Annotated in this window: 13 protein-coding genes; 5 read left to right on the forward strand and 8 right to left on the reverse strand. The window is 65.5% G+C overall.

What is annotated here, in order from left to right:
- Positions 1-9: 9 nt before the first annotated feature.
- The 6 genes from selB to fdnG form a co-directional block, all read right to left on the reverse strand.
- Positions 10-1,935 (reverse strand): selenocysteine-specific translation elongation factor, encoded by a 1,926-nt coding sequence (gene selB, locus HWX53_RS15555; RefSeq protein WP_175942247.1) that lies wholly within the window; start codon positions 1,933-1,935, stop codon positions 10-12.
- Complete coding sequence (gene selA / locus HWX53_RS15560) at positions 1,932-3,383, reverse strand: L-seryl-tRNA(Sec) selenium transferase (RefSeq protein WP_175942249.1); 1,452 nt, start codon at positions 3,381-3,383, stop codon at positions 1,932-1,934. The genes selB and selA overlap by 4 nt, the downstream gene beginning before the upstream one ends.
- The gene (gene fdhE, locus HWX53_RS15565) at positions 3,380-4,414 is read right to left on the reverse strand and encodes a formate dehydrogenase accessory protein FdhE (RefSeq protein ID WP_175942251.1); all 1,035 of its coding nucleotides are present in this window, start codon (positions 4,412-4,414) and stop codon (positions 3,380-3,382) included. Before fdhE ends, selA begins: the two co-directional genes overlap by 4 nt.
- A 214-nt stretch (positions 4,415-4,628) precedes the next feature.
- On the reverse strand, positions 4,629-5,279 hold the full coding sequence (locus tag HWX53_RS15570; protein WP_175942253.1) for a formate dehydrogenase subunit gamma: 651 nt from the start codon (positions 5,277-5,279) through the stop codon (positions 4,629-4,631).
- Positions 5,266-6,198: a formate dehydrogenase subunit beta gene (gene fdxH, locus HWX53_RS15575; RefSeq protein WP_175942255.1), complete on the reverse strand. Its 933-nt coding sequence runs from the start codon at positions 6,196-6,198 to the stop codon at positions 5,266-5,268. The genes HWX53_RS15570 and fdxH overlap by 14 nt, the downstream gene beginning before the upstream one ends.
- A 10-nt stretch (positions 6,199-6,208) precedes the next feature.
- Positions 6,209-9,277, reverse strand: coding sequence for a formate dehydrogenase-N subunit alpha (fdnG, locus tag HWX53_RS15580; protein ID WP_175942257.1), 3,069 nt, complete (start codon positions 9,275-9,277; stop codon positions 6,209-6,211).
- Positions 9,278-9,613: 336 nt separating this feature from the next.
- On the opposite strand from fdnG, the gene HWX53_RS15585 reads away from it, so the two are divergent.
- From HWX53_RS15585 to HWX53_RS15595, 3 genes are all read left to right on the forward strand, one after another.
- Positions 9,614-10,903: a YihY/virulence factor BrkB family protein gene (locus HWX53_RS15585; RefSeq protein ID WP_175942259.1), complete on the forward strand. Its 1,290-nt coding sequence runs from the start codon at positions 9,614-9,616 to the stop codon at positions 10,901-10,903.
- A 299-nt stretch (positions 10,904-11,202) separates the two neighbouring features.
- Complete coding sequence (locus HWX53_RS15590; RefSeq protein WP_175942261.1) at positions 11,203-12,390, forward strand: porin; 1,188 nt, start codon at positions 11,203-11,205, stop codon at positions 12,388-12,390.
- Positions 12,391-12,528: 138 nt separating this feature from the next.
- A complete protein-coding gene (locus HWX53_RS15595) occupies positions 12,529-13,479 on the forward strand; it encodes a glycerophosphodiester phosphodiesterase family protein (protein ID WP_175942263.1) in 951 nt (316 codons plus the stop codon).
- Positions 13,480-13,483: 4 nt separating this feature from the next.
- On the opposite strand, the gene HWX53_RS15600 is transcribed toward HWX53_RS15595, so the two are convergent.
- On the reverse strand, positions 13,484-14,353 hold the full coding sequence (locus HWX53_RS15600) for a proteasome-type protease (RefSeq protein WP_175942265.1): 870 nt from the start codon (positions 14,351-14,353) through the stop codon (positions 13,484-13,486).
- Between the two features lie 178 nt (positions 14,354-14,531).
- Here HWX53_RS15600 and HWX53_RS15605 point away from each other — a divergent pair, with 178 nt between their 5' ends.
- On the forward strand, positions 14,532-16,100 hold the full coding sequence (locus HWX53_RS15605; protein ID WP_175942267.1) for a 3'-5' exonuclease family protein: 1,569 nt from the start codon (positions 14,532-14,534) through the stop codon (positions 16,098-16,100).
- Here HWX53_RS15605 and HWX53_RS15610 read toward each other — a convergent pair.
- The gene (locus HWX53_RS15610) at positions 16,097-16,840 is read right to left on the reverse strand and encodes an SDR family oxidoreductase (protein ID WP_175942269.1); all 744 of its coding nucleotides are present in this window, start codon (positions 16,838-16,840) and stop codon (positions 16,097-16,099) included. The genes HWX53_RS15605 and HWX53_RS15610 overlap by 4 nt on opposite strands.
- A gap of 133 nt (positions 16,841-16,973) precedes the next feature.
- Here HWX53_RS15610 and HWX53_RS15615 point away from each other — a divergent pair, with 133 nt between their 5' ends.
- Positions 16,974-17,876 carry a LysR family transcriptional regulator gene (locus tag HWX53_RS15615; protein ID WP_175942271.1) on the forward strand — a complete coding sequence of 301 codons (903 nt, stop codon included), beginning with the start codon at positions 16,974-16,976 and terminating at the stop codon, positions 17,874-17,876.
- The last annotated feature ends 11 nt before the right edge of the window (positions 17,877-17,887 follow it).

The following is a 17,887-nucleotide window of genomic DNA, read 5'->3' on the forward strand; positions in this document are numbered from 1 at the left end:
GGGAGCCGGTCAGACCGGCTCGTGCCAGCGGCTGTCGGTGCGCAACAGGTGCAGGTCGCGATGAAAGCGAGTGTAACCAACCCGGTCGAAGAACTCCAAAACCTGAATCGCGCGTTTGCGGCCGAGACCGCTTGCATCGCGAAACTCCGCTGCGCCTATGCCGCTCGCCGCACCATTGCGCGTGCGGGCGTGTTCGGCCGCAAGCCGCGCGAGTTCAGCGATGGCGACGCGCGAATAGAAGAGATCGCGCACGACCTGCAATACGTCGCCGCGCCGCGCGAGCTTGCGCAAAAGGCGACGCATGTCGTCTTCCTGCGCGCCGTGTTCACGCGCGAGGTCGCGCACCCACGGCGGATCGAAACGTCCGCGTTCGATCGACGCGAGCACCGCCTGCGCGAGCGATTCTTCCGCCGCATCGAGCGCCACGGCATGCGACGGAAGATGCAGCCACGGCCCGCTCCGCGCGACGGTCCCGCGCGCCACGGCGTCGTCGATCAGGGCGCGCCACAGCGCATCGGATGCGAGCGGCGCGGCCATGCGGCGCAGACGCGCGGCGTCGGGGCCCTGCTCGTCGGGAAAGCGTTCGTGGAAAGCGGCGAGCGCGTTCGTGAGACGCGCGGCAAGCGCGTCCCAATGCGCGGCGGCGATGAAAAGCGCGTCGTCGGACAAGGGCACGCGGCGCAAGCCGTCCGGCAGCGCGACCGATGCCGCCGGACGGCCGCACAGATGCTCGACGAGCGAGCGCGGCAAGCCGTACGGCGACTCATCGAAAAGCGCATCGGCACGATGCGTGTCGAGCCAGGCGGCCAGCGCGTCGAGCCACGCGCGGCGCTGCGGCGTGCGGCGCTTGCGGGCGGGCGCGAACGGATCGAGCACGCGGCCGCCGCCTACCGTGCGGCTCGCCTGCGCATTGCGCACGATGAAGCGGTCGCCCGGCAGCGCGCACACCGGTTGATCGAAGACGAGCTGCACGCGCGCCGATTGTCCCGCCGCGAGCGTGTCCGCCTCCAGCAACGCGACGTGCGCCACGCGATGCGTCGTGCCCAGATGCACATGCAGCGGCGTCCAGTGCGCGAGCGTGAGCCCGGCATCGGCGAGCAGCGTCAGTTCGACGTCGAGCCGCTCCGACGCCTTCGCGATGCGCGCATCGACGATCCAGTCGCCGCGTGCGAGCGCATCTCTCTCGATGCCGGCGAGATTGAGCGCGCAACGCTCGCCCGCGTGGCCCGCCTCGGCTGGCCGATTCTGTGCGTGAATGCTGCGCACGCGCACTTCGTTCGCCGATTCGCGCGGCGCGAGCGCGAGCACGTCGCCGACGCTCACGCGCCCCGCGAACGCCGTGCCCGTGGCGATGGTGCCTTGCCCCGACAGCGTGAACACGCGATCGACCGCGAGGCGGAAGAAGCCATCGTCGCGGCGCGCGCGCCAGTGCGCGGCGGCATCGCGCAAATGCACGTTGAGCGCGGCCAGGCCGGGATCGTCGGCGGCGGTGGCGTTGGTGTCGAAGATCGGCGCGTCGCAGAGCGGCGTGGGCGCGAGCAGCGTTCTGATCTGCGCTTGCGCTTCGCGCACGCGGCTTTCGTCGACGCGATCGGTCTTGGTGAGCGCCACCGCGCCCGTCGTCACGCCGAGCAGTTCGAGAATCGCGAGATGCTCGCGCGTCTGCGGCATCACGCCGTCATCGGCCGCGATCACAACGAGCGCGAAGTCGATGCCGCTCGCCCCCGCCGCCATCGTATGCACGAGCTTTTCGTGGCCCGGCACGTCGATGAAGCCGAGCATGCCGCCATCCGCGAGCGGCACATACGCGTAGCCGAGTTCGATGGAAATGCCGCGCGCCTTCTCTTCCTTCAGGCGGTCGGTATCGACGCCCGACAGCGCGCGCACGAGCGTGGTCTTGCCGTGGTCGATATGCCCCGCCGTGCCGACGATCATGCGTCTTCGCTCCGGCCCTGGCCGTCGAGTTGCGCGATGAATGCAGCTTCATCGGCCTCTTCGAGGCAACGCAGATCGAGCCAGAGCGCGCCGTCTGCGATGCGCCCGATCACCGGGCGCGGCAACGCGCGCAGCTTGCGCTCGATGCGGTTCAGTTGCCCGCCGCCGCGCTTGCCGCTCGCGAGCCGCACGGCGAGGCCGTAGCTCGGCAGCACGTCCACCGGCAATGCGCCGCTGCCGATCTGGCTGAACATCGGCTCGGTCGTCACGGCGAACGCGTCGCCTGTCAGGCGCTGCAACGCGGGCTGAATGCGCTCGGCGGCGAGGCGCATGGCGTCGGCGGGACGCGTGAGCAGGCGCAGCGTCGTGAGGCGCGCTTGCAGCGTCTCGGGCGTGCGATAGAGGCGCAGCACCGCTTCGAGCGCCGCGAGCGTGAGCTTGCCGACGCGCAGCGCGCGCTTGAGCGGATGCTTCTTGATCTTCGCGATCAGATCCTTGGCGCCGACGATGAGGCCCGCTTGCGGTCCGCCGAGCAACTTGTCTCCGCTAAACGTGACGAGATCCGCGCCCGCTTCCACCGTCTCGCGCACGGTCGCCTCGCGCGGCAGGCCCCATTGCGTGAGATCGACGAGCGTGCCGCTGCCGAGATCGACGACGACCGGCAAGCCGCGTTCATGCGCGAGCGGCGCGAGTTCGGCTGTCGTCACTTCCTTCGTGAAGCCGGTCACCGCGTAATTGCTGCAATGCACCTTCATCAGAAGCGCGGTCTTCGCGTTGATCGCTTCCTCGTAGTCCTTCAGATGCGTGCGGTTGGTCGTGCCGACTTCGCGCAGCTTCGCGCCCGCGCGGCTCATGATGTCCGGAATGCGAAACGCGCCGCCGATTTCGACCAACTCGCCGCGCGACACGATCACTTCTTTCCTCGGCGCCAGCGCCGACAACGTGAGCAGCACGGCCGCCGCGTTGTTGTTCACGACAGTCGCGGCTTCCGCGCCCGTCAGTTCGCAGATGAGCCCGTTGATCAGGTCGTCGCGGTCGCCGCGCGCGCCGGTATCCAGATCGAATTCGAGATTCGCGGGACGCGTGAGCACGTCAGCGACGGCGCGCACCGCTTCATCGGGCAGCAGCGCGCGGCCGAGATTCGTGTGCAGCACCGTGCCCGTCAGGTTGTACACGGTTCGCACGCGGCTTTGCGCGCGGCTCGCGAGCCGCAGACTCACGGCGTGGCCGAGCATCGTTTCCGTGAGCGCTTCGACGGATGCGCGGCCCGCCTGCGCGTCGGCGCGCCATGCGTCGAGCGTCGCGCGTAAGGCGGCGAGCGTCTGCGTGCGGCCGTATTCGTCGATGAGCGGCTCGAACAGCGCCGATGCGAGCACGCGCTCCACCGACGGCACGCGGGCCATCAGCGCGCGCAGTTCGCTGCCGTCGCCGCCGGTCACATCGCTCATCGTGCTTCGTCCGATTCGTCCGCTTGGCTTGCTTCGTCCGATGCGCTCTGTTCAGGCCACAGCCACGGATTCGGCGCGGGGCGCCGGAAGCCCGCATCGCCCATCAGGAGATCGAGCGTCAGGCTCGCGAGATCGTCCGCGAACGGCTCGAAGTCGTACGCTTTCTCCTGATAGCCGATCTTGCGATACGTGCCGCATTCGTCGCACGACTCCGCTTTCAGCGGTGCGTTGCGCGCGCGTTCGGCCCGGGCTTGCTCGTCTTCAGCGGTCTGAGCGGTGCTGGCTTCGGCGCCGTCCATTGCGTGATACGCGATGCCCTTGGTCGAATCGCAATTCGAGCACTTCGCGCGCACGACGTGCCACTCCGTCGAGCACAGGCCGCACTGCACGTAGCGATAGCCTTCGTGGACGCCGCCCACGCGCACGATGCTCGCCACCGGCATCGTGCCGCAGACGGGGCACACGCCGGACGTGTCCATATACGGCACTTCCGCGCTGCCGATGCGGCTCGCGATGTCCGTCCACACCACTTGCAGCGCCGCGACGATGAACGGCGCGGCGGCGGGCTCGATCTCCGCGAAACGCAAAGCGAGAATGGCGTCGGCCTGCGCGTCGAGCGCGTCGGCGGGCATCGATCGCAGATGCGCGACGAGTTGCGCGAGCGGCGGCGTCAGCGCGCCCGCGGCCTCGATGCGATCGAGCAGCATGAAGAGCACATCGCGCCATGCGGGATCGCGCTCGTTCGCGCCCAGCGCGGGCACGATAGGCATCGAATGCTGCTGGTTCAGCGCGATGGATTCGCGCGATGGCATCGGCGCGGTGAAGTCCGCGAGCACGTGTTGTTGCGCGTCGGCGAGCGCGGCCATGAGGCGCAAATAGCCCGCGATGGGATGGCTCGCGTCCGCAAGCTGGCGCAAGCGCGCGGCGCGCGCGCTGAAGACCGTTGCGCGTTCAGGCATGCGCAGCCGTGGAATGGCCGACTGATCGAGTGCTTCGATCGATGCAGCGGATTCGAGTATGCGTTGGACCACTTGAGTTCGTCCTTGGAATGCTTCGGTGCTTTGAGTGCGGCGCAAAAGCGTCGCATTGAAAAGAAGAATAACAGCTTGTCGGATAGCGTTCAGACGGCGCACGTCTGCGTGCGCTGCGTCGCGCGGATCGTGCTGCGCAAAGAAGAACCGCCCGGCCTAACGAGGCACGAGCGGTTCGGATCACTGCCGGCGTTTCGCGAGAAAGCCGCGACGCCTACTTGCCGATGATTTCCTTGAACCAGCGCGGATGGTGCTTGCGCGCCCATCCATACGTCACGGTTCCGCGCACCATCGCGCTAATCGATCCCTTGATCCACAGTCCCGCATAGATGTGGATGATGATCGACATGATCAACACGAAAGCCGTCGCCGCGTGCACAACCGCAGCCAGCCGGATGACCGTGATCGGAAAGTAGAACGCGAAGTACGCGCGCCAGATCACCACGCCGGATGCGAGCAGCAACAGCAGGCTCGCCACCATGACGTAGAACACGAGCTTCTGACCGGCGTTGTATTTGCCGATCTCGGGCAGGCGGTCTTCGCGGTTGGCGAGCACGTCGTCGATCTGCTTCATCCACTGGATGTCGCTCTTGTCCAGATGGTTGTGATGCCACACGCGCAGCGCGAGGACCATGAACGACAGGAACATCACGCAGCCGACGAACGGATGCAGGATGCGAGTCCATTGCCCCCCGCCGAAGATCGCGTAGAGCCACGACATCGACGGATGAAACATCGCGAGCCCGGACAGCGCGAGCAGCACGAAGCTGATCGCGGTGATCCAGTGGTTCGTGCGCTCGTTCGGCGTGTAGCGCACGATCAGGCGGTTGCCTCGCACGTCGCGCAATTCGCTATCGTGTTTCATTCGAACGCTCCCTTTCGTTGCGTGCGGCTTCGACCTCGCGCTGCGCCTCGGCTTCCTCTTCCGCGCTCACTTCGTTCGGACCGACACGCGTGTAGTGGAAGAATCCGGCGAGCGCGGCGAGCGCCATGCCCGCGACCGCGAGCGGCTTCGTGACGCCCTTCCAGACCGACACGAGCGGACTGATGCGAGGATTTTCCGCGAGCCCGTGATACAGCCCCGGCTGATCCGCGTGATGCAGCACGTACATGACGTGCGTGCCGCCCACGCCGGCCGGGTTGTACAGACCGGCGTTCTCGAAACCGCGCTCCTTCAGGTCTTCCACGCGATCTTCCGCCTGCTGGATCATGTCGGTCTTGGTGCCGAACATGATCGCGCCGGTCGGACACGTCTTCACGCACGCCGGTTCCTGCCCGACCGCGACGCGATCGGAACAGAGCGTGCACTTGTACGCGCGGTTGTCTTCCTTCGAGATGCGCGGAATGTTGAACGGGCAGCCCGTCACGCAATAGCCGCAGCCGATGCAGTTTTCCTCGTGAAAATCCACGATGCCGTTCGTGTACTGAACGATCGCGCCCGGCGACGGACACGCCTTCAGACAGCCCGGGTCCTCGCAGTGCATGCAGCCGTCCTTGCGGATCAGCCATTCGAGGTCGCCCTTCGGGTTCTCGTATTCCGTGAAGCGCATCACCGTCCACGAATGTTCGGTGAGATCGCGCGGGTTGTCGTAGACGCCGGTCGTGTGTCCCACGTCGTCGCGCAGGTCGTTCCACTCCATGCACGCCGTCTGGCAGGCTTTGCAGCCGATGCACTTGGACACGTCGATGAGCTTCGCGACGGTGCCCGTGACCGGCTCGCGGACTTGCGGCGGCGGCGTGGTGGTGGCGGAAACGCGCTTGATATCGAGCGATTGCAGAGCCATTCTCGTCTCCTTATGCCTTTTCGACCTTGACGAGGAACGACTTGAACTCCGGTGTCTGCGAGTTCCCGTCGCCCACGGAAGGCGTCAGCGTGTTGACGAGATAGCCCGGCTGCGTCAGGCCCTTGAAGCCCCAGTGCAGCGGCAGGCCGACGGTTTGCACCTTCTTGCCCTCCACGGTCAGCGGTTTGATGCGTTTGGTGACGAGCGCCACCGCGATGATGTGTCCGCGATTGCTCGACACCTTCACGCGATCGCCCGCGACGACGCCCACTTCCTTCGCCAGATCCTCGCCGATTTCCACGAACTGCTGCGGCTGCACGATCGCGTTGAGCTTCACGTGCTTCGTCCAGTAGTGGAAGTGCTCGGTCAGGCGATAGGTCGTCGCCGTATGCGGGAACTGATCGGCGGTGCCGAAGGCCGCGCGGTCGTCCGGGAACACGCGCGCCGCAGGATTGCTCGTGACGTTCTTCTCATTCGGGAAGAACGGGTTGTAGCCGAGCGGCGTCTCGAACGGTTCGTAGTGAACGGGGAACGGACCTTCGTTCATGCCGTCGCGAGCGAAGAAACGCGCCACGCCTTCCGGGTTCATGATGAACGGATTCATGCCGTTTTCCGGCGGTTCGTCCGCCTTGAAGTCCGGAATGTCCGCGCCGGTCCAGGCCTTACCGTTCCAGCCGATCAGCTTGCGCGACGGATCGAACGGCTTGCCGCTCACATCGCACGATGCGCGGTTGTACAGCACGCGGCGATTCACCGGCCACGCCCACGCCCAGTTCAGCGTCTGGCCGATGCCGGTCGGATCGCTGTTGTCGCGGCGGCCCATCTGGTTGCCTGCTTGTGTCCACGCGCCGCAGTAGATCCAGCATCCGCTCGCCGTGGAACCGTCGTCGCGCAGCAAGGCGAAGCTCGAGAGCTGTTCGCCCTTCTTCGCGAGCACCTTGGTCTTGTCGGTCGGATCGGTGACGTCGGCGAGCGCGCGGCCGTTGAACTCCATCGCGAGCTCTTCGGGCGTCGGGCTTTCCGGGTCCGCGTACGGCCACGACATCTTCAGGATCGGGTCGGGATACTTGCCGCCCTGCTCCTGATACGCCTTGCGAATACGCAGCCACAGCCCCGACATGATCTCGATGTCGCTCCTCGCCTCGCCCGGCGGCTGCGCGCCCTGCCAGTGCCATTGCAGCACGCGCGACGAAGACACGAGCGAGCCGCGCTCTTCCGCGAAGCAGGTGGTTGGCAGACGGAACACTTCGGTCTGGATCTTCGACGAATCCACGTCGTTGAACTCGCCGTGGTTCTTCCAGAACTCCGACGTTTCGGTCGCGAGCGGGTCCATGATGGCGAGCCACTTCAGCTTGGACAAACCGAGGCCGATCTTCGCCTTGTTGGGCGCGGCGGCGAGCGGATTGAAGCCCTGCGCGATGTAGCCGTTCATCTTGCCCTGTGCCATCAGCTCGAAGACCTGCAGCATGTCGTAGGACTTGTCGAGCTTCGGCAGATAGTCGAAGCCGAAGTTGTTCTCGGCGGTGGCGTTGTCGCCCCACCACGACTTCATGAAGCTCACGTGGAACGCGCGATAGTTCTTCCAGTAGCTCAGCTGGTTAGGCCGCAGCGGCTGCGTCGCGCGCTTCGTGATGTATTGCTCGTAGTCCTGCTCGCCTTCCATCGGCAGGGTCATGTAGCCCGGCAGAAGGTTGGACATCAGGCCGAGGTCGGTCAGCCCCTGGATGTTCGAGTGACCGCGCAGCGCGTTCATGCCGCCGCCCGCAATGCCGATGTTGCCGAGCAGAAGCTGCACCATCGCGCCGGTGCGGATCATCTGCGCGCCGACGGAGTGATGCGTCCAGCCGAGCGCATACAGAATGGTGCCCGCGCGGTTCGTCGCCGCCGTCGACGCGAGCATCTCGCAGACCTTCAGGAACTTGTCGGTCGGCGTGCCGCACACCTTCGTCACCATTTCGGGCGTGTAGGCGGCGTAATGCTGCTTCATCAGGTTGTAGACGCAGCGCGGATGCTGCAGCGTCGGGTCGACCTTCACGAAGCCATCTTCGCCGCGCTCGTAGTCCCAGCTCGTCTTGTCGTACTTGCGATGCTCGGCGTCATAGCCCGAGAACGTGCCGTCCTTGAACGCGAAGTCTTCGCGCACGATGAACGACATGTCCGTGTAGTTCTTCACGTACTCGTGCTGGATCTTGTCGTGCGTCAACAGATAGTTGATGACGCCGCCAAGGAAGGCGATGTCCGTGCCCGTGCGAATCGGCGCGTAGAAATCCGCAACCGATGCCGTGCGCGTGAAGCGCGGATCGACCACGATCAGGCGCGCCTTTCTGTGCGCCTTCGCCTCGGTCACCCATTTGAAACCGCACGGGTGTGCCTCGGCCGAGTTGCCGCCCATCACCAGAATTACGTCCGCGTTCTTGATGTCGACCCAATGGTTCGTCATCGCTCCACGGCCAAACGTCGGGGCAAGACCTGCCACCGTCGGGCCATGTCAGACACGCGCCTGATTGTCGAATGCGAGCATGCCAAGACTGCGGATAGTCTTGTGCGTCAGATAGCCGACTTCGTTGCTACCCGCCGACGCCGCGAGCATGCCCGTCGTGAGCCAGCGGTTGACCTTCTTGCCGTCCGCCGTCGTCTCGACGAAGTTCGCGTCGCGGTCTTCCTTCATCAGCTTCGCGATGCGGTCGAGCGCGTCGTCCCACGAGATGCGCTTCCATTCCGACGAACCCGGCGCGCGATACTCCGGATACATCAGGCGGCTCGGGCTATGGATGAAGTCGATGAGCGATGCGCCCTTCGGGCACAGCGTGCCGCGATTGACCGGATGGTCGGGATCGCCTTCGATATGGATGATGCTGGCCTTCGCGTTCTTGGCGTTGTCGCCGAGACCGTACATCAGAATGCCGCACCCGACCGAGCAGTACGGACAGGTGTTGCGCGTTTCAGTGGTGCGCGACAGTTTGTATTGTCGGACTTCGGCGAGTGCGGGTGCCGGAGAGAAGCCCAGTGCAGCCAGGCTCGATCCGGCGAGCGTGCTCGCGGAAACCTTGAGGAACTGTCGCCGTGACATTTGAAGCATGATGTCCTCGGCGCGTCGTGAAGTGGGGTGCTCTAAAAGTATAGAAGCGCGCGTTCGGCTTAAGGTCCTGCCGCTCGCACACAGCGTCGATTTTTCGAACCGCCGGCGCTGCAGCCGCCGTGGCTGGCGCGCGATGTAGCGGTTGCGCCGCGCGAAACGAACGAGCGTCCCGTCGCGGCAGGCGCGATCATAGCAATGTTCTTATATATGCGCTTCGCCCGTTCGCGCGTGTCTTGGAACGGAACCTGCTCGATCGGTTGCATTTACCGCCCGCGGGCCCGCGCAACGCGCTCAGAGCCCGCGCCGCCACTGTTTGATCGCACCGAGAGATTCGTCATGAGCTCCGTTTCCACGCAAAAAATAGGTTCCGTGGTCAAAAAAGATGCGTCGTGGGCGCTCGGCGCGCTCAAGCAGTTCTCGGAAAACCGCTGCGCCGCGATGGCCGCGAGCATCGCGTTCTATTCGGCTTTCTCGCTCGCGCCGACGCTCGTCATGGTGATCGCTGTCGCGGGCTGGGTGTTCGGCCCGGAAGCGGCGCGCGGCCAGCTGTTCCATCAGGTCAACGGGCTGATCGGCGACCAGGCGGCGGCGGGCGTGCAGAGCATCGTGGAGAATGCGCATCGCAGCGGCGGAACCGGGATCGCCGCGATCATCTCCTTCGTGCTGCTGGCCGTGGGCGCGTCGGCGACGTTCTCCTCGCTCAACACGGCGCTCAATATCGTGTGGCCGCTCTCGGGCGAGCAGCGTTCCAGCGTGCTCGCGATGGTGCGCGTGCGGCTCGTGTCGTTCGGGCTCGTGCTGGGCGTCGCGTTTCTGCTCATCGTCTCGCTCGTGCTCGATACCGCGATTCAGGCGGTCGGCCTGTGGCTGTGGGGCAATTCGCCGTTCGTCGTCATCGGCGACGTCGTGCAACTGGTGGCCGGGCTCGCGATTCTCTCCGTCGCGTTCGGCGCGCTCCTCAAGTTTCTGCCCGATGCGCCGGTGCAATGGCGCGATGCGCTCGTCGGCGGCGTCGTGGCGGCGATCTTCTTCTCCGTCGGGAAGAAGCTGTTCGCGTTCTATCTGACGCACGCGGGCACCGCGAACGCATTCGGCGCGGCCGGATCGCTCGCGGTGCTGCTGATGTGGCTGTACTTCTCCGCGGCGGTGCTCCTACTGGGCGCGGAATTCTCGGCGGCGCGCGCGCGCATGCACGATCCGCGCGGCGCGTGGGGCGTGCAGGACAACGGCAGCGTGCCGCCGGGAAGTCGCGCCAAGATCGGTTCGATGCTCGCGGCGTCCACGCGCGTCGACATGGCGGCGGATATTGAACCTGTCGCGCAGCCGCCGATCGATGTCCGAAGCGCGCGCCCGCAAGCCGCGCGGATCTCCAACGGCGGCCGCACGCGCCAGGCCGCGCTCGCGCTCAAGCGGACGATCGAACTCTCGCGCAAGGTGGCGCGCGCCGAATCGACGGCTACGCGCGCCACCGCCGTCGCCATGGTCGGCGCCGGGCGCAAGGCGTCGCAGGCGAACGCCGCCGTGAAGCGCCACCCGTGGCGCGCGGTGCTCGTCGCGGCGACGGCGGGCGTGGCCGTGGCGCTGCTTTCGCGGCGCGACGGCGGCGGTTCTTCGCGCGACGTCTGAACGACCGACTGCGGCTGCTTGCGCAAAACGAAAATCCGGTTTCTTATCCGCTCGAGCATTAATCGTTATTAGCCCGCGAGTTACGCTGCGTGCGTCAGACTGCGCGCGGAACTTTTGCGGCGCGAGTTTGTCACGTCTCAGATTTCACAACAGACAGCCGCAAACCGAGTATGGACGGGCTTCTCGTGGCACTGTGTCTTTTTGGAGACAGTCATTTTTTTTCGTTTCTAACGTAACGAAACGTTGCGCTATTCTCTGCGCCGGTAACAACGATTTTAATCATTCGCGTGGAGAATTCGATGAAACGATTCGCACTGACGTCCCTCTCGCTGGCCCTGCTCGGCGCAGCTGGCGCGGCACAGGCACAAACGAGCGTGACGCTGTATGGCGTGATCGATACGGGCCTTGCCTATGTCAGCCATGCAAACTCGGCGGGCGACCATCTGTTCGGCATGGTCAACGGCACGCTGTCCGGCCCGCGTTGGGGCTTGAAGGGTCAGGAAGACCTCGGCGGCGGTCTGAAGGCACTGTTCCAGTTGGAAAGCGGCTTCGATCCGGGCACCGGTCGTCTGAACCAGGGTGGGCGCGAGTTCGGTCGTCAGGCATTCGTCGGTTTGAGCGGCAACCAGTGGGGTACGGTCACGCTGGGGCGTCAATATGACCCGTCGGTCGACATGGTCCAGGGCCTCACGGCCGACAACTACTGGGGCGCAGCGTTCGCCACGCCGGGTGACGTCGACAACTACGACAACAGCCTGCGCGTCAGCAACGCGGTCAAGTACGTTTCGCCGGTGTTCTCGGGCTTCCAGTTCGAAGGCATCTACGGCTTCAGCAACCTGGCGGGCGCGACCGGCCAGGGCCAGACCTGGGGCGGCGCGGCGACCTACGCCAACGGTCCGTTCTCCATCGCAGCCAGCTACCTGTCGGTGAACAACCCGAGCGCAGGCCGCGCGCCGTTGACCACGACGAACACCGGCTGGAACAGCCCGTCGTCGGATTCGCTGTTCAACAGCGTCATCAACGGCGGCTACTCGACGGCTCACTCCATCAACATCGCACGCGGCGCAGGCCAGTACGTGTTCGGTCCGTTCACGGTCGGCGCGTCGTACAGCTTCGCGCAGTACAAGAACGACGGCAACTCGCTGTTCCCGCAGCAAGAGAAGTTCAACGTCGGCAACGGCTATGTGAACTTCCAGCTGACGCCGGCTACGCTGCTCGGCCTGGGCTACACGTACACGCACGGCAGCGGCGACACGTCGGCGACGTATCACCAGGCTTCGATCGGTGCGGATTACTCGCTGTCGAAGCGCACGGACGTCTACGCAGTCGGCGCATATCAGCACGCAAGCGGCACGCAACGTGTGAACAATCCGGACGGCGTGTCGACCTCGACGACCAACGCAACCGCTTCGATCAGCGACTTCGGTTTCGACAGCGGCCGCAGCCACCAGGAACTGGTCCTGATCGGCCTGCGTCACAAGTTCTAAGAACAACCGATTGGCGTGGCACGCGAGTGCCGCGTCTGCGGAGAAGCGGTATCTCGAACAGCCATCGGTTTTCCGATGGCTGTTTTTTTATGCGCCGCTAGATGGCGTTCTCGATACCGCTGCTACGGAGTCCATTCGATGCTCGCCCTTTTCCGCCGAATCGCTCTCGCTTCGCTATTTGCGGGCGGCATCGCGCATGCGTTTGCGGACGAGCCGCCCGCGCTGCCGATAATCGTCGCGCATCGCGCCGGCACGGCCGACTTCCCGGAGAACACGCTGCTCGCCATCGCGGGCGCGCTGGCGCATCGCGCGGATGCCATTTGGCTTTCGGTACAACTCACGCGTGACGGCGTGCCGGTGCTGTATCGACCGGCGGACTTGTCCGCGAATACCGACGGCAAAGGCGCCGTCGCCAGCCTGAACCTCACCGCGCTGCAACGCCTGAACGCAGGCTGGAACTTCGCGCACGCCGATGCGCGCGGCGCCAGGACGTATCCGTATCGCGCGCATCCGCTGCGCATTCCGACGCTCGAAGACGCGCTCTCCGCGACTCCGGCGTCCGTGCCCGTTATGCTCGACATGAAAGCGTTGCCCGCCGAGCCGCAGGCCGCGGCCGTCGCCCGCGTGCTCGACCGCGCGAATGCGTGGTCGCGCGTGCTCATCTATTCCACCGACGCGGCCTATCAGAGCGCGTTCGCCGCGTACCCGCAGGCGCGGCTTTTCGAATCGCGCGATGCGACGCGTGGACGGCTCGCGGGCGTCGCGTTGGGGCGCACATGCGCCGAGCCGCCGCAGCCCGGCACGTGGGCCGCATTCGAGTGGAAAAGGCAGATGGAAGTGGTCGAGACCTTCACGCTCGGCGAAGCGCGCTCGCCCGTGGAGGCCAAGATGTGGACGCGCGAGTCGCTCGCGTGCTTCCGGGCGCGGGGCTACGCGCATGTGCTCGCCATCGGCATCGACAGCGCCGAGGATTATCGCGCCGCCGCGTGTCTCGGCATCGACGCCGTGCTGGCGGATTCACCGCGCAAAATGCAGGCGATCAAGGCGAGCCTCGCGATGCCGCTGCAATGCGCGGCCGACGCCCGTTAAAGGCTCATTCCGGCGGCAGGTTGCCGCCGCCGTCGACGTCCTCCGCGAGCGTCTGCGCAGGCGCATCCGAACCGGCGGGCAGATCCCCGATCACGAGGCGCGGCACCGTGTTGTCCGCTTCGCGCCGGCGCAGCGGCACGTCGGCGAGATCGGTCCACGTCGGGTTCGGAATCTCGCCGAACAACTGCCGCAGCCGCTCGCCCCACGTGCGGTTGATCATCTGGTAATACGCGCTGTTGTTGTCGAGCGTGGCAAAGCGCGTGACGCGCAGCGCGTCCTTTTCGTAGACCAGCAGATCGAGCGGCAGACCGACCGAAAGATTCGAGCGCAGCGTCGAATCCATCGAAATGAGCGCGCACTTCGCGGCTTCGTCGAGCGGCGACGCCGGCGTAATCACGCGGTCGATGATCGGCTTGCCGTACTTCGATTCGCCGATCTGAAAGTACGGCGACACGCGCGTCGATTCAATGAAATTGCCGGCCGCGTACACCATGAAAAGGCGCGGACCCTGCCCGTGAATCTGGCCGCCGAGAATGAAGCTGCAATTGAAGTCGACGCTGAATTCCGCGAGCGACAGCGCATCGCGCCGATGCACTTCGCGCACCGCATCGCCCACGATGCGCGCGGCCTCCGCCATCGTGGTGCAGCTATAGAGCGTCGGCGCGTGATGATCGGCGGGCTCGGCGAGCAGTTGCGTCACCGCCTGCGTGAGCGCCAGGTTGCCGGCCGCGAGCAGCACGATCACGCGCTCGCCCGGCTGCTCGAAAACAGCCATCTTGCGAGCGGCGCTGACGTGGTCGACGCCAGCGTTGGTGCGCGTGTCGGACAAGAAGACGAGACCCTCGTCCACGCACATGCCCACGCAGTAAGTCATGTCGAAATTTCCGAAAACAAAAAACCAAACCACTATTGTACTGATCTGTCTGCGCATCGCATGGCGCATGCACGTTTTTGCTTAACGGCAACGGTGCGCCGTGGCTTGAGCGTGAATGCGGATGTGCTTTTCGCGATAGACTCGGCGCACTGCGCCTCCTTTCGTCCCCGTTGCCTTCATGCAAGAAGATTCCCTCGCCGATGCCCTCCTCGCCGGGCTTGCGCGTCCCATCGTGTTCGTCGATCTCGAAACCACGGGCAGCGATGCGACCGCGGACCGCATCACCGAAATCGGCGTCGTCGAGGCGAGCACGGCGGGCATCGAGCGATGGAGCGTGCTCGTCGATCCGGGCGTGCCGGTGCCGCCGTTCATCTCGCGCCTCACGGGTATCGACGACGCCATGCTGCGCGGCCAGCCGACGTTCGAATCGCTCGCGCCGGCGCTGGCCGAGCGGCTGCACGGCAAGCTCTTCGTCGCGCACAACGCGCGCTTCGACTACGGCTTCCTGAAGAACGAATTCCGTCGCGCGGGCATCGCGTTTCGCGCCGATACGCTGTGCACCGTGCGGCTGTCGCGCGCGCTCTTTCCATCGGTCGAGCGGCATGGTCTCGATGCGCTCATCGCGCGGCTCGATCTCGCGCCGCAAGGACGCCACCGCGCGCTCGCCGATGCCGACCTGCTCTGGCAGTTCTGGCTGAAGATTCACGCGCTCTATTCGCAAGACCTCGTGGATGCGGCCATCAAGACGCTCGTGAAGCGCGCGAGTCTGCCCGCTGCGCTGCCCGAAGGCGCGCTCGATGCGCTGCCTTCCACGCCCGGCGTCTATCTCTTTCACGGCGACGACGACGTGACGCTCTACGTCGGCAAGAGCATCAACCTGAAGCAGCGCGTGACGGCGCATTTTTCGGGCGATCATCGGCTCGCGAAGGACTTGTCCATCTCGCAGGCGATACGGCGTATCGAACATCGCGAGACTGTCGGCGAGCTCGGCGCGCTACTGCTCGAAGCGAAGCTCGTGAAAGACTTGCGGCCCATTCACAATCGCCTGCTCAAGCGCGTGTCGCCGGCATGTGCGTGGCAATGGCTGCCGGGCGCGCCCGCGCCGGTGCTGCTGCGCGCCGACAAACGCGATCTCTCGCGCGAGCCGCATCTCTTCGGCGTATTTGCGTCGCGCGGCAAGGCGCATGCGTTCATGCGTCATCTCGCCGATGAACACAATCTGTGCGCGACGACGCTCGGTCTGGAAAAAGCGCCGCCCGGACGAATGCGCGGCTGCTTCGGCTTTCAGGTGAAGCGCTGCCTCGGCGCGTGCGCGGGCGTCGAATCGCTCGCGGATCATGCGGCGCGCGCGCTCGCCGCACTCGATGCGTCGCGCATCGTGCGCTGGCCTCACGACGGCGCCGTCGCGATCGCGGAGCGCGACGAGCAGACCGCGAGCGAAGCCTGGCACGTGATCGATCGCTGGTGCTATGTGGGCACGTGCGCGTCGCGGGACGCCATCCCCGCGCTGCTCGCGAGCGCGCCGGAGCTTCGCCCGTTCGATGCCGACGTGTACAGCCTGATCGCGAAACGCCTCGCATCGGGACAACTCGAATGGATCGCGTGCGACGCGCGTCCCGCATTCAGCCTCGTCATGCAGCAAGCACTGGCGTTGCCGGCCGTATCGCACGACAAGCGGACGGCGCCGCGCCGCCGCGCCCTCACTTCACCGACTGGCAGCGCGGGGCAACTCGCGTTGTCTGTCTAGGCGACGCCGCCGTTCGCGCGCAGCACTTGCCCGTTGACCCAGCCCGCATCCTCGCCGACGAGAAACGCCACGACCGACGCGATATCGTCCGGCTGACCGAGACGTTCCAGCGGCGGCATCTTCGCGAAGTTCGCAACCTGCTCGTCGGTCTTGCCGTCGAGAAAGAGCGCAGTGGCAACCGGTCCCGGCGCGACCGCGTTCACCGTGATGCGCCGCCCGCGCAACTCCTTCGCGAAGACATGCGTGAACGCTTCGACGGCCGCCTTCGTCGCGTTATAGACGGCGTAGCCCGGCATGTTGAGCGCGAGCGTCGTGCTCGAAAAGTTCACGATGCGCCCGCCGTCGTTCAAGCGCGAGGCCGCTTCGCGCAGCGTATTGAAGGTGCCGCGCACGTTGATGTCGAACGTGTGGTCGTAGAGCGCGTCGCTCGTATCGGCGAGCGGCGTCGGCTTCAGCACGCCCGCGTTATTGATGAGCGCATCGACCTTGCCGAGTTCGGCTTCGACCGTGTCGAACATGCGCCGCACGTCATCGGCCGATACAACGTTCGCCTTCACCGCGATGGCCGCGCCGCCCGCCGCGCGAATTTCATCGACGAGCGCATTCGCTTCTGCCGCACTCGATGCATAGTTCACCGCGACCGCGAAGCCCTCGCCCGCGAGCCTTCGCGCAATCGCCGCGCCGATGCCGCGCGACGCACCCGTGACGATCACCACACGTTTTGCTTGTGCCTGACTCATGATTCGCTCCTTGAAAGTGGCTGCTGAATGCGATGCATCATGAATCATTCGGCATGAGCGATCATCGGGCGGGGCTTAGTATCATCGTTCCAGTTGCTTCAACAATTCAACGCACAACAAAAGGCCCGGAAACATGGATCGCTTTCAGGAGATGCAGGTGTTCGTGCGCATTGCGGAGCGCCACAGCTTCACGCAAGCCGCCGACGATTTGCAGATGCCGCGCGCCACCGTCACGAATCTGATGAAGCGTCTCGAAGAACGCCTCGGCGCGCGTCTGCTCGAACGCACGACGCGCACCGTGCGCCTCACGCCCGATGGCGAAGCGCATTACCGGCGCTGCGTGCGCCTCATACAAGATCTGGAAGAAGCGGAGGGTTCCTTTCGGCATGCTGAACCGAAGGGCCTGTTGCGCGTGAATCTGCAAGGCACGCTCGCGCGACGCTTCATCGTGCCGGCGCTGCCCGCGTTTCTCGAACGCTATCCGCAGATCGAACTGCATGTCGGCGAAGACGACCGGCTCGTGGATCTCGTGCGCGAAGGCGTCGATTGCGTGCTGCGCGCGGGCACGCTACAGGATTCGTCGATGATCGCGCGGCGCGTCGCGTTGCTGGAACAAGTGACGGTAGCGAGTCCGGCGTACCTCGCGCAACACGGCGCGCCTGATGATTTGCGCGCGCTCGAATCGCATCGCGCGGTCAACTACATATCGAGCGCGACGGGCCGCGCCGTGCCGCTGGAATTCGATGTCGATGGAACCATCGAATCGGTCGAGCTTCGATCCGCTATCTCCGTGACCGGCGTCGAGCTTTACACGCAGGCGGCGCTCGCGGGCCTCGGTATCGTGCAAGTGCCGCGTTATCACATCGACGATGCGCTCGCGGAAGGCCGCCTGCAATGCGTGCTGCCTGCGTTTCCGCCACCGCCGATGCCGGTGTCGCTGCTCTATCCGCATAGCCGTCAACTGTCGGCGCGCGTCAGGGTTTTCGTGGATTGGGTCGCGTCCGTCTTCGACGAAGCCAACGCACGCGAGAGCTAAAGGACCATGCA

The organism is Caballeronia sp. BCC1704, assembly GCF_902833455.1.
In the GTDB taxonomy this organism is placed as follows: domain Bacteria; phylum Pseudomonadota; class Gammaproteobacteria; order Burkholderiales; family Burkholderiaceae; genus Caballeronia.